Source organism: Kitasatospora sp. NPDC057595, from assembly GCF_042800875.1.
Classification (GTDB): Bacteria; Actinomycetota; Actinomycetes; order Streptomycetales; family Streptomycetaceae; genus Kitasatospora.
Genome location: NZ_JBHVGL010000003.1, coordinates 226035 through 239072, shown reverse-complemented (window position 1 = coordinate 239072; position 13038 = coordinate 226035). Strand labels below are relative to the sequence as shown.

Annotated in this window: 6 protein-coding genes; 4 read left to right on the top strand and 2 right to left on the bottom strand. The window is 72.6% G+C overall.

Annotated features, from left to right (window positions below; translation table 11 throughout):
- Window positions 1-28 precede the first annotated feature (28 nt).
- Window positions 29-1525 carry a WD40 repeat domain-containing protein gene (locus ACFU9E_RS07290; RefSeq protein WP_380683899.1) on the top strand — a complete coding sequence of 499 codons (1497 nt, stop codon included), beginning with the start codon at window positions 29-31 and terminating at the stop codon, window positions 1523-1525.
- Window positions 1526-1791: 266 nt separating this feature from the next.
- Here the strand turns inward: ACFU9E_RS07290 and ACFU9E_RS07285 are convergent, their stop codons facing one another.
- A complete protein-coding gene (locus ACFU9E_RS07285) occupies window positions 1792-2595 on the bottom strand; it encodes an exodeoxyribonuclease III (RefSeq protein WP_380683900.1) in 804 nt (267 codons plus the stop codon).
- 275 nt (window positions 2596-2870) lie between these two features.
- On the opposite strand from ACFU9E_RS07285, the gene ACFU9E_RS07280 reads away from it, so the two are divergent.
- The 3 genes from ACFU9E_RS07280 to ACFU9E_RS07270 all read left to right on the top strand — a co-directional run bounded on the left by ACFU9E_RS07280 (window position 2871) and on the right by ACFU9E_RS07270 (window position 11718).
- Window positions 2871-3644, top strand: coding sequence for a GntR family transcriptional regulator (locus tag ACFU9E_RS07280; RefSeq protein ID WP_380683901.1), 774 nt, complete (start codon window positions 2871-2873; stop codon window positions 3642-3644).
- 218 nt (window positions 3645-3862) lie between these two features.
- The gene (locus ACFU9E_RS07275) at window positions 3863-11422 is read left to right on the top strand and encodes an RHS repeat-associated core domain-containing protein (protein ID WP_380686584.1); all 7560 of its coding nucleotides are present in this window, start codon (window positions 3863-3865) and stop codon (window positions 11420-11422) included.
- Window positions 11423-11460: 38 nt separating this feature from the next.
- Window positions 11461-11718 (top strand): hypothetical protein, encoded by a 258-nt coding sequence (locus ACFU9E_RS07270; RefSeq protein WP_380686582.1) that lies wholly within the window; start codon window positions 11461-11463, stop codon window positions 11716-11718.
- A 48-nt stretch (window positions 11719-11766) separates the two neighbouring features.
- On the opposite strand, the gene ACFU9E_RS07265 is transcribed toward ACFU9E_RS07270, so the two are convergent.
- Window positions 11767-12951 (bottom strand): ROK family protein, encoded by a 1185-nt coding sequence (locus tag ACFU9E_RS07265; protein ID WP_380687695.1) that lies wholly within the window; start codon window positions 12949-12951, stop codon window positions 11767-11769.
- Window positions 12952-13038 lie beyond the last annotated feature (87 nt).

The window sequence follows — 13038 nt, the reverse complement described above, 5'->3', positions numbered from 1 at the left end:
AGCCAGCTCTGGGAGAGCCGCCTCGACCATGACGGCCGCCTCACCCACGAACGCCTACCGCCGCATCGGCGCCGTGACCGGAGCCCTGACCGACTGGTGCGACAGCGCCCTGGGCGAACTCGACGAACACCAGCAGCGCATCGCCCAACGGGCCCTCACCGCCCTGGTTCACCCCGCCGACGAGGCCCTGAACATCCCAGCAGCACGCCAGCAGCTCCCACTCGGCGAACTGCGCGAACTCGCCGCCGACGACGACACACCCCAGGCACTGGAGGCCGTCGACGAAGTCCTGACCGTCCTATCCCGGCACCGCGTCATCACGACCGACCGGGTACAGGAGCCGGGGCCGACCGACCCAGCGGTCGGAACACCGATAGCCGAACTGATCCACGACGCCCTCATCCGCGACTGGCCCACCCTGCGCCGCTGGATGGAGCAGGACGCCCGGTTCCACGACTGGCTCCACCGTGCCCGCACCCAGTACACCCGCTGGCAGGAACAGCACGACCCCCGGGACCTGCTCGCAGGAACGCTCGTCGCCGAGGGCACGGACCTGGCACGCCACCGCCGTCTGCCCGCCGACCTCGCGGCATTCCTGGACGCGGGCCGACGCCGCCAGGAAGCCGCCGTACGGAACAGCAGGCGCCTCAACGCCGTTCTGGCGATCTTCCTCGTCCTGGCCATGCTCACCTCGGCGGTGGCGTTCTGGCAGCGGCAGAAAGCCACCGCCGCCCAGCACACTGCCCAGTCCCGACAGCTCGCAGCCCAGTCCACCGCACTCCTCGACACAGACTCGGACCTCGCCTCCCTGCTCGCCGTCGCCGCCTACCACACCGACCCGACTGCAGAGGCAGCCACCGCCCTCCGCGCCGCCGCCGCCCTTCCCCTGCGCCGCCGCCTCACCGGTCACAATGACGCGGTGAACGCGGTGGTGTTCAGTCCCGACGGCCGCACCCTCGCCACCGCCGGCAGTGACGGCACCATGCGGTTGTGGGACGTGGCCACCGGCCGGACCACCACCACCCTCACCGGCCACACCGGCCTTGTGGGCTCGGTGGCGTTCAGTCCCGACGGCCGCACCCTCGCCACCCCCGGCAACATCGGCGCTGCGCGGTTGTGGGACGTGGCCACCGGCCGGACCACCACCACCCTCACCGGCCACAACGGCCTCGTGACCGCGGTGGCGTTCAGTCCCGACGGCCGCACCCTCGCCACCGCCGGCAGTGACGGCACTGCGCGGTTGTGGGACGTGGCCACCGGCAAGACCACCGACACCCTCACCGGTCACAATGACGTGGTGACCGCGGTGGTGTTCAGCCCTGACGGCCGCACCCTCGCCACCGCAAGCCGGGACCATACCGTGCGGCTGTGGACCCGGGTCCCGCCAGCTGCGGCGATCAGAGCCATCTGCGAGGCTGTCGCCCGCGACCTTGCCCCCGAAGAGAAGACGGTGTACCTGCCACCCGATCAGGCCGGCCAGTCCGTCTGCCCGCAGGACTCCGAAAACCAACTGCCGATCGGATAGGACCGATCCGACTGCGCACGCTGTCCCATGAGCTTCCCCTTCTCTCGGGCCGGGTGGTTCCGGGACCAAGGTTCGCCGCCGTGCCGGGCGTGGCGGCAGAGCGTGAGGGGCGGTGCGCGCAATGAGTGTGCCGGAGGTGACCTTCGGCGCCCTTATGACTGCTAGCTCGGTATGGCTCCGGGAAGGGCTGTCGCAGGTTGCTGTCGAGCGTGCCGGTGGCCGGACTGCCGGTCTACAAGGGCAGCAGCCCGGCCCACCGGTCTCGGTCAGCTTTCCAGGTCGTAGACCACAGTGACCGGGGCGTGGTCGCTCCACCGCTCGGCGTGGGTGTCGGCGCGTTCGACGTAGGCCTCGACGGCCTTGGCGGCGAGGGTGGGGGTGGTGACCTGGAGGTCGATCCGCCAGCCGGAGTCGTTGTCGAAGGCGCGGCCGCGGTAGGACCACCAGGAGTAGGGGCCGGTGCGGTCGGGGTGGAGGTGGCGGACGACGTCGACGTAGCCGGCTTCGTCGTAGACGCGGGAGAGCCAGGCGCGCTCCTCGGGGAGGAAGCCGGCGGACTTCTGGTTGGCCTTCCAGTTCTTGAGGTCCTCGGGGCGGTGGGCGATGTTCCAGTCGCCGCAGACCACGACCTCGCGGCCGTCGGCGGCGGCGCGGGTGCGGAGCTTGTGGAGGTGGACGAGGAACTCCGCCATGAAGCGTTCCTTCTCGTCCTGGCGCTCGGTGCCGACTTCGCCGGAGGGGAGGTAGAGGCTGGCGACGGTGAGGCCCGGAAGGTCGATTTCGACGTACCTGCCCGAATTGTCGAATTCCGCCGACTCGAAGCCGATGACCGAGCGGCTCGGCTCCGTCCGGGAGAGGATCGCCACGCCGGCTCGGCCCTTGGCTGCGGCGGGGGCCCACACCGCGTGCCAGCCCTCAAGGTCGCGCAGCTCGACGGGGAGCTGCTCGGGCTCCGAGCGCACCTCCTGCAGGCAGACCACGTCCGCCTCGGTGGCGGCCAGCCACTCGATGAACCCCTTCTTGGCCGCCGCCCGGATTCCGTTCACGTTCACACTCGTCACCACGATCACCCGGAGAGCCTACCCACTGCCGGGTGCGGGGCCGTGCCGCGACGCGTCCGCTTGCGGAGCTGACGTGAACGCACCATGAAACTCCGTGGCAGTCCCGCCGGGCCGCGCCATTGGTCTTGACCATCTCCCGATCGAGCCCCTAGGGTCACTTACTGCAAGGTCCTTTAATAAAGAAGGACGGAAAAAGCCCGCTCTCCCACCTGCCGCAACAGCGGGCAGCGGGCCGGGATCCGCCCTCCTTCAGCAGGGCGGAAGACATCAGGGTGGAGGACACGGTGGGAACGACGGCACAGCTCACGGCGGTACCGGAACCGAAGTACTGGCACCTGCGCACGGTGCTGCTCCGCGCCATCGACACGGAGTTCTCCACCGGCCAGATCCTGCCGAACGAGCGCGAGCTCGCCGCCCGCTTCGGTGTCGCCCGGGCCACCCTGCGGCAGGCGCTCGACCAGCTGGAGCTGGAGGGCCGGCTGGTCCGCCGGCGGGGGATCGGCACCCTCATAGCCGCCCCCCGGGTCGGCGTCCCGGTGAACCGGCAGGAGGAGGGCTGGCCCGGCGCCGCCCGCAGCCAGGCCTGGCGCACCGTGGACTGCACCACCGCCCCGGCCACCCGGCGACTGGCGGAGGCGCTCGGCGTCGCCGAGGGCGCGCCGGTGCACACCGTGCGCCGGGTGCGGCTCGTACAGGGCCGGGCGATGGCCACCGAGTCGCTGCACGTGCCCGCCGCCGCGCTGCCGCACCTGCCCGGCTTCCGCGCCGAGAGCGACCGCGCCCGCTCGGTGCTGCGCCAGCTGGAGCGCCTGGAGGTCGACGGCGAGTCCCGTTCTGTGGAGCTGGGCGTCGCCGAGGCCGAGCAGGCCGCCCTGCTGGAGCGCCCGCCCGGCTCGCCGGTGCTGGTGATGACCACGCAGTACGCCGCGGCCGGCCGGCTGGTCGCGCTCGCCGTCTCCACCTACCGCGCGGACCTCTGCAAGCTGACCTTCGGGGAGACCGGCCTCGTCGAGGTCACCCCCGTCGGCGCCACCCCCGTGGGTGCCGCCGCTTCCTGAACCATTTCCGAAAACCCTCAGGCCCAGGCCCGGACACCCCGCCAGGTGTCCGGGCCTGGGCCGTTTCGTGCCCGGATTTCGTGAGGCGGGCGCATATCACGGGTTCCTGAACGGGGGGGAACCGTTTGGGTCCACCCCTGGGCCGATGCCAAATCGATCGGTAGGTTCCGAACGATCTCTGTGCAACCCGAGTGTCCGTCGATTCAGGGGTGGGGGCCGTGAACGCGCACTGGTACCGCAAGATTGTCGAGAGACCTGCCGGCCGCAGGGTGGCCCAGCTGCTCATCCTCGCGCTGGTCGGCGTCGGGCTCGGCATTCCGCCGGCCGCCTGGGCCGTGCCCAAGGACCGCACCGTGGTCTCGGCGCCACTGCCGCCCGGCCGGGTGAGCGCCGATGCGGGCCCCGGCGGCCCCGGGGCCGGCGAGTCGCCGGCGACCCAGGACCCGATCCCGGACGACAGCCCGCTCGGCCGCGAGCGGGCCGCGATCGCGGCGGAGGCGAAGGCCGCCTCGGAACCGCCCCGGCCCGCGCCCGCCCCGGCCCCGGCGCCGGACGCCGAGGAGTACGAGCGGCAGCTGGCCGCGCTGAAGGCCGCCGGACCGCTTCCCGAGTACCGCATTCCGCCGACCGAGGTGGACGACACCGGCAAGCGCCGCCACGCGACCGGCCCGGCGCCGCTGACGCTCGACCAGCTGGCCGACCCGCCCGTCGCGAAGGACTCCGGGCGGAACGGGGCCGCAGCCCCGCAGGGACTGACCGCGGCGCGGCGCTATGGTGCCGGCTACACGCTCGGCGCTCTCCAGGTCGCTCCCCGCTACAACGCGATCGGCTACCTGCGGATCACCGTGGACAACACGTCCGACTTCACCTGGACCACCACCGGGCAGAACCTGGTCCTGCACCTGTACCGCGACGACCAGACCCTGATCAACTTCATCGCCGCGCTCACCTCCCTGCCGGCGGACGTGGCCCCCGGCCAGTCGCTCACCTTCGACGCGGTGATCCCGGAGCTCGGCCCGGGTGCCTATCTGCTGTCCTACGAGATGATGGACGCGTCCGACGGCGCCTACCCCTTCTCCCACTACGGAGTCCCGGCCTCGCAGGCCGCCCGGCTGGTCGTGCCGCACTACGCGCCGACCGCGAAGGACGGCTGGCCCACCAACGGCGCTACCGTCGCCACCCGCGTGCCGACCCTCTCCGCCTTCGTCGGCGACGACCGCAGCGTTCAGACCCAGTACGAGATCCAGCTCTGCCCGACCAGCGACCCGGCGCAGCCCGGTTGCTGGGGTTCCGGCATGGTCAACCTGCCGGCCCACCCGGGCGGGTGGGGCGCGGTCGCGACCTTCACCCCGCCCGCCGACGCGCTGCACTGGAACACCACCTACTGGTGGCGGATCCGGGTCCAGGACCCGGGCTACACCTCGCCGTTCAGCGGGATGAGCCCCTTCACGACCGTCGTGCCGCCGCCGAACGACGCCGCCCGCCTCGGGTTGGACCCGGGCGCCCTCGACGAGGTCGGCGTCAACCTCTACCTCGGCAACTACACCCGCCGCGAGACCGACTTCGACTTTCCGGAACCCACCATCGGCCTCCAGGTGCAGCGCACCTACAACAGCGCCGCCACCGCCAACACCTCCTTCGGCATCGGCTGGAGCTCGCTGTGGGACATGGGCGTCGCCGACGCCGGGAACGGTGTCTTCACGCTCAGACTGGACGACGGACGGAAGGTCAACTTCGGCCGTGAGCCCTACCCGAACAGTGGCTTCGTCGCCCAGTACGGCAGTGGCGGCCTCGGCGAGTGGGTGGACGCGAGCCACATCCGGATGGGCGCCCGCGACTACTACTTCACCGGCCAGGACCTCCAGGTCACCGACTGGACGGGAGGCGGCAACCTCCAACTGGAGCACGGCGACCCCAATGGCCAGACCTCCCGGATGTACCTCGCGTCCTCGAACCGCGCCCTGTACGTCCGATGGGACGGCCGCGGCCACATCAGCTCCGTCTCCACCGAACGGGTGTACGACTCCCCGACCGCGATCACCTGGTCCTACACCTACACCGACGACTACCTGACCAAGGTCTGCGACCCGGCCGGCGGTTGCACCACCTACACCTACGAGAGCAGCCGGCCCGGCGGGGGCACCAAGCGCCTGGTCAAGGCGCAGCGCGCCCGAGCCGAGAACGTCACCACCGTCGTCTACGACGGCGACCGGGTGTTCCACGTCGGCCGGGCCGACAACAACGCCACGGGTGTCGACAACGGCTGGACGTACGACCGCAGGATCGACACCTCCGGCCCGAGCCCGGTGCCGATCGTCCACCGCACCGACCCGCGCGGTGTCCACACCTACTACCAGTACAACCGGGAGGGGCAGCTCGCCTACCGGTGGACGGTGACCCCGACACCGCCCGCCAACCGGTTGCGGATGTTCACCTACGACATCTTCGGTGAACTGACCGCCGCCGTCGACGAGAACGGCAACGTCACCCGGTACGGCTGGAGCAACTTCGGCATGCGCACCCGGGTCATCCGCTACCGCACCCCCCTCCAGCCGTTCCAGGAGAGCACCGAGTACCACCTCGACACGAACCGGATCGGTGATCCGGTCAATGGCAAGCCGACGAAGGTCACCGACGCCAACGGCCACTCCACCGCGTACGACTACGACCCCATGGGCCGCCTCGTCACCGAGACCAACCCGGTCGGCGGCACCACCGGCATGACCTGGTCCTGCGGCGCGCCCATCACGAACGACATCCATCCCAATCACCGCGAGGGCGACCGCGGCACCTGTTACAAGGTGGTCGGCGTCACCGACCCGGGCAGCAGGCTCACCCGCTACGGTTACAACCGCGAGGGCGACCAGACCATGGTCGTCCTCCCGGGCGGCGGGCGTACCGACACCTTCACGGACGACCTCGGGCGGGTGACCCGGCGCACCGTCACCGACCCCGCCCAGCCGAACGGCGCGACCACCACCTACACCTACGACAAGTTCGGCCGCCTCGCCACCGAGACCGCGCCCGCGGTGCTGAACCCGGTCAGCGGCGTCACCCACCAGGCCCGCACCAGCTACACGTACGACCCGGACGGCAACGTCGCCACGAAGACGGTCGCCGACCTCACCCCCGCCGCCCAGGGCGGCGACGCCGCGCGTACGACCACCTACGGCTACGACGCGCAGGACCGGCTCACCAGGGTCACCGAGGACGGCGTCACCACCAAGCGCGTCGTCTACGACCAGATCGGCAACGTCACCGACAGCTGGAGCCCCAACGGCGCGCACTACGTCTACGGCTACGACATCAACGGCCGCCTGAGCCAGGTCGACCTCCTGGGCTTCGTCGACGACCCGAGCGCCAACTCCCCGCCGCGCCAGGTGCGGCTGAAGACCTTCGGCTACGACGACGCCGGCCGCCTCGCCCACGTCACCGACGCCATGCAGCACCTGGTGACGTACACCTACACCAACGACAACCTGGTGCTCACCGAGAAGTTCTCGCTGGTGAACCAGCAGGGGACGAGCACCCGCGAGATCACCCTGCACACCTTCACCTACGACAACGCCGGAAACGTCGTCAAGGACGTGCGCGGTGACGGCGCCGCCGCCCGCACCACCGTCTTCGCCTACGACGCCGCCAACCGCGTCACCTCCACCACCGGCGACCCGGGCGGCCTCAACCGCACGGCCACCACGGCCTACGACACGGCCGGCCTGGTCACCTCCACCACCGTGACCGACGGCACCCGCACCGAGACCGGCGAGAACGTCTGGGAGGCCGCGACCGGCCGGCTCACCGCCACCGTCACCCGCCCCGACGCCGCCACCGCGCTGGTCACCGGCTACCTGCGCGACGCCGGGGGACGCGTCCTCGCCACCACCGACCCGCGCGGCATGCCGCAGCCCGGCGCCCCGGGCCTGCCCGACCCGGCGTACACCACCACCAACGCCTTCGACCAGCTCGGACGGCTCTCCAGCACCACCACACCCGCCACCCCGGTCGAGGACGGCACGCCCGGCGCCACCGCCACCGCCCAGCAGGGCACCACGACCCGCGGCTACAACACCTTCGGCGAGGTCACCGAGGTCAAGGACGCCACCGGGGCCGTCACCCGCTTCCTCTACGACAAGCAGGGCCACCGCACCGAGGCCCGGCTGCCCGCCTACACCCCGCCCGGTGCCACCGCCGCCCTGAACCCGGTCGAGAAGTGGACCTACGACGCGGACGGCAACACCACCTCGCACACCGACGCGCTCGGCCGCACCACCACCTACACCTACGACCTGCGCGACCGGCTGGTGCGCACCACCCTGCCGCCCGCCACCCCCGGGGCCGCGCCCGGCGTCACCGTGGTGCGCCGCGACGACAACGGCAACGTGCTCTCCGTCATCGACCCGACCGGCGCCCAGACCCTCGCCGTCTACGACGGCATGGACCGGCGGATCTCCGCCACGTCGGTGGTCCGCAACGGCACCGCCACCCCCGACAGCCACACGACCGCCTACACCCACGACGACTTCGGCGACGTCCTCACCGAGACCCTCGGTGCCACCTCCACCACCTACACCTACAACAAGCTCGGCGAGCGCACCTCCAGCACCCCGGCCGGCCACGGCACCACCCGCTACACCTACGACCTCGCCGGCCGCACCGCCACCGTGACCGACCCGCTCGGCCGCAAGTCCACCACCAGCTACGACCTGGCCGGCCGGGCGACGGCCAGGACCGTCGTGGACCCGGCCGGCACCGTGCTCGCCCGCACCGGCTACGGCTACGACGCCAACGGCAACACGGTGAGCGTCACCGACCCCGACGGCCAGGTCCGGCGCACCGCCTACGACGCCCGCAACCGGCCGACCACGCTCACCGACCCGGCGGTGCGCCCCGGCGACGCCGCCTCCGCCCCGGTCACCGGCCTCGGCCACGACCTGCTCGGCCGGCTCACCCGGATCACCGACGCCAACGGCAACGCCACCCACCAGCGGTACAACTCCCTGGGCCTGGCCGAGGCGCAGTCGCTGCCGGCCGTCCCCGCCGACCAGTCCGCCGCCGACCGGACGACCACCACCGCCTACGACGCGGCCGGACAGGTCACCGCCATCACCCAGCCCGGCGGCGTGCGGCGCACGTTCGGCTACGACGGTCTCGGCCGGCTGACCAACGAGTCCGGCACCGGCGGCGACGGCGACGCCTCCCGCACCTTCGGCTACGACCTCGCAGGCCGGGTCACCTCCGCCTCCGCCCCCGGCGGCGCGCAGACCTTCGCCTGGGACGACCGCGGCCTGCTCACCGGCAGCCAGGGCCCGCTCGGCACCAGCTCCTTCACCTACGACGCCGCCGCCCGCCCGCTCACCGAGACCGCCCCCGGTGGCGCCAAGGTCAGCTACACCTGGAACGGCAACACCGACCTCGCCACCGTCACCGACAACCTCTCCGGCCTGACCCGCACCCTCAGTCACGACCTCGCCGGCCAGGTCACCACCGAACAGCGCAACGCCGGCCAGAGCGCCGGACCGACCCGGAGCCTCGGCTACGACGGCCTCGGCCGGATCGCCACCGACACCGTCACCGACCCCGCCGGCCACCTCTCCACCCAGCTCACCTACAGCTGGGACCCGGCCGGCCGACTGCTCACCAGCGGCTCCACCGGTACCGCCGACCCGCACGGCGAGACGTACGACTACGACCCCGCCGGCCGCCTCACCCGGGTCACCGACACCACCAAGGGCACCGGCACCGACTACGGCTGGGACGCCGCCGGCAACCGCACCTCCGTCACCGACTGGACCGGCACCGCCGCCCAGCACACCGCCACCGGCACCAGCACCGCCGCCTACGATCCGCGCAACCGCCTCACCTCCAGCACGGCCGCCGACGGCGCGACCACCAGCTACACCTTCACCCCGCGCGGCACCCTCGCCACCACGACCACCAAGGACGCCGCGGGCGCCGTCACCGCCACCTCCACCAACCGCTACGACGCGCTCGGCTGGCTCACCGGCGTCGACGGCCGGACCTACGCCTACGACGCCCTCGACCGACTCACCGCCGCGACCGCCGGCACCGCCGCGGCGGCCTCCTTCACCTACGCAGGACTCACCAAAGAGCCCGACTCCGACGGAAGTTGGTCCTACGCCCGGGCCTCGGACGGCACCGCGATAGCGGCCGCCCCGAGCGGCGGAGGAACCGCCCGCACCCTGCTCACCAACGCCCACCACGACGTGCTCGGCGCCACCGACACCGGCAGCGGCGCGCTGGCCGCCGGGCGTTCCTACAGCCCGTTCGGCAAGCCCACCGTCACCACCGGTGCCGCGCCCGGCCTGGGCTTCCAGGGCGGCTGGACCGACCCCGCCACGGGCCGGGTGCACGCCCAGGCCCGCTGGTACGACCCCGGCACCGGCCGCTTCACCTCCGCCGACGACCGGGTCCCCGGCCTGCGCACCGCCGCCACCGCCAACCGCTACGGCTACGGTGCCGGCGACCCGGTCGGCCGCTGGGACCCCGACGGCCACTTCGACCTCGGCGCGCTGCTCGGGCAGGGCGCCCGCGCGGTCGGCAGCCTGGCCGGGGACGGCCTGGACCTGCTCGGCACCGCCCTGCGGGCCGGCGGCGGCCTGGCCGTCACCGTCGCGGAGGAGGCGGCGGCCGTGGGCGGCGAGATCGTCGCCGTCGGCGCCACCGTGGCCGAGGCCGGCGCCGCCGCGGTCACCTGCTCGGTCGCCTGCACCGCCGCGCTGGTGGTCGGCGCGATCGTGGTGGTCGCCTTCGTCGGCTACGTCGTCTACGAGGTGGTCAACGCCGACGGCAGCCTGAGCCCCGTCTCCACCGGCTCCGGCACCGACGGCGTCACCGTCACCGACCCGGGCACCAACCAGCTCCCCAAGCCCCCCGTCGGCGCCCAGCCCGCCAAGCCCAAGCCGCCGCAGTCCTCCCCGCCCCGGCCGTACGTCGTCAGCACCAGCAAGGCGACGACCACCGACGTGCGCACCGAGGTGACCACCTGGTGGGACGACACCTACCTCTACGAGCGCACCGACACCTGGATCACCGACACCACCCGGGTCACCTCCTACTACTCCGACGGCTCCTGGACCAAGAGCGGGCCGCAGGTCAGTGTCCGCCACTACTGGGAGACCGTGTGGCGGGCGCTGATCGACCTCACCCATCCGATCCAGCTGCCCACCCCCACCGACACCAGCAGCGCCGACCCGCACCTCGACGAGCCGAGCGACCCCGACGCCGGCTGCGGAACCGGAGGCCCCGCCGACGCCTGCCTCGCGGCCAACGCCGACGGCCGCCTCCCCGCCGGCGCCCTCGACCCCCGACCGGCGGACGCCGGCCAGGGCGGCAAGGGGGGTGGCAAGGGCGGTCCGGACCAGGCGGGCTGCACACCCGATCCCGCGGCAAACTTCGACCGTGCCAAGGCGTCGGAGAGCGGCAAGGAGCCGGATCCGAGGGCCAAGGCTCCCAAAGGGACCAAGGGGCAGAAGGACGTCCCCAAGCAGAGCCGCGCCGGTCGGGCCCTCGGCAAGAAGTCGGGCCGGGACGGCAACAGCGGAGGCTGGCCGACCGCTCCCGGCAACCCGGTGAACCTCAACCCGATCGCGGAAGCCCTCCTTGACCGGATGCTCGGACACCCGGACGGTGTGGTGACCGTGGAACGCGGACGGATCGACGGCGAGTTCGAGGACTGCTACGACTTGCAGATACCGGGCGAGCCGCACGGGGCGCGGTTCTCGATGGACAGCGTCTTCGAGACCTTCCTGAACTTCTGACCTGCCCGTCCGTACCATCGTCGAGAGGAGCGTGAGTCATGCTGGAGAACCCGGCGGAGTGGCGGTTGGGGCCGGAGACCCGGGTGATCGAATCCGAGGGGTCGGATCCCGATACCTGGATCGTCGAGTTCCGTGACCCGAGGATCGACGAGGCCGGCACGGTGCTCGCCGTCATCCGGCCGGAGGACGGTACCTGGCAGGACGCCGTCGTCAGCGTTCCTCCGGACGTGGACCGGCTGCCGGTGGCGTTCGTTCACTGGGCCCTCGACGAGGCCCGGCGGCGGCTCGACCGCTGATCGCGTCGTCAAGCCGGGGCTGTCGCACTGCGCGACAGCCCCGGCTCGTCAGGCCCGGGCCGAACCCGCTTCCCCCGTCGGGGGGTTGACGGCGAAGAGCTGCTCCTCGACCTGGTCGAGGGCCACCCGCAGGGCGCCCATCGCGACGACCTCCGAGCCCAGGGCCGCCAGCGCCACCTCGGGGGCGCGCAGGGTGAACTCGGCGAGGCGTTCGCGCAGCGGGTCGAGGACGCCGTCCAGGCCGGCCGCCCAGCCGCCGATCACCACCAGCTGCGGGTCGATGGCCAGGACGAGGGCGGCGACGCTCTGCACCAGGCGGGTCAGGAACCGGTCGGTGGCGACCCGCGCGACCTCGTCGCCCTCGCGCGCCAGCCGCAGCACCCGGGCGACCGCCGCCTCGTCCAGCGGGTTGAGCGGCTTGCCGGTGGTGGAGAGCAGGCGCTCGGGCGTCACCTCCTGCCCCAGCAGGTGCAGCGCGCCGATCTCGCCGGCCGCGCCGCCGAAACCCCGGTGCAGACGGCCGTTGATGAGCGAACCGGCGCCCGGGCTCAGCCCCGCCATCACGAACACCACATCGTCGGCGCCGACCGCCGCACCCTGCCAGTGCTCGGCGATGGCGGCGAGGTTGGCGTCGTTCTCGATCATCACCGGGCAGCGGAACGAGCGCCGCAGCCGGGCCCCGAGGTCCAGCCCGGTCCACCCGGGCATCGCGGTGCCCAGCTGCACGGTGCCGTCCCGGTCGACGATGCCCGGGGTGCCGACGCCCACCGCCCACAGGTTGTCCCGCGACACGCCCGCCTTGCGCAGGACCTCCGCGACCACCGACCGTACGGCGGCGAGCCGTTCCTCCGCGTCCAGGGACTCCTCGACCGGCCGGAAGTGGCTGCCCACCACCTCTCCGGCGAGGTCGGCGAGGATGATCCGGATGTCGTGCACGCCGATCTCGATGCCGAGGATGTGCCCGGCCTCGGCGCGGAACCGGAACCACCGGGCCGGCCGGCCGCGCCGCCCGGCACCCGCCTGGCCGCCCGACTGCGGTTGCTCGACCTCGGCGACCAGGCCGGTCTCCACCAGTCCCTCGATCACGCCCTCGACCGTCGGCCGGGACAGCCCGGTGTCGCCGACCAGTTGGGTCAGGGTCACCGCGTGGCCCTCGCGCAGCGCCCGGAGGGTCACCGCCGCGTTGATCCGCCGCAGGAGTGAGGAGTCGCCACCGGTGAGTCTGTCCGCCAAGACGCTGCCCTTCGCCGTTCCGCGCGACTGCCCTTGCGCGCGTGCCGTGTAAACGGGCACCGTCGGGCGGCGCCGCCGGAGCGTCAC

Bases quoted from the DNA above. Each gene is read 5' to 3' on its own strand.
- ACFU9E_RS07270 (WP_380686582.1), top strand. From the start codon at position 11,461: ATGCTGGAGAACCCGGCGGAGTGGCGGTTGGGGCCGGAGACCCGGGTG.
- ACFU9E_RS07290 (WP_380683899.1), top strand. From the start codon at position 29: ATGACGGCCGCCTCACCCACGAACGCCTACCGCCGCATCGGCGCCGTG.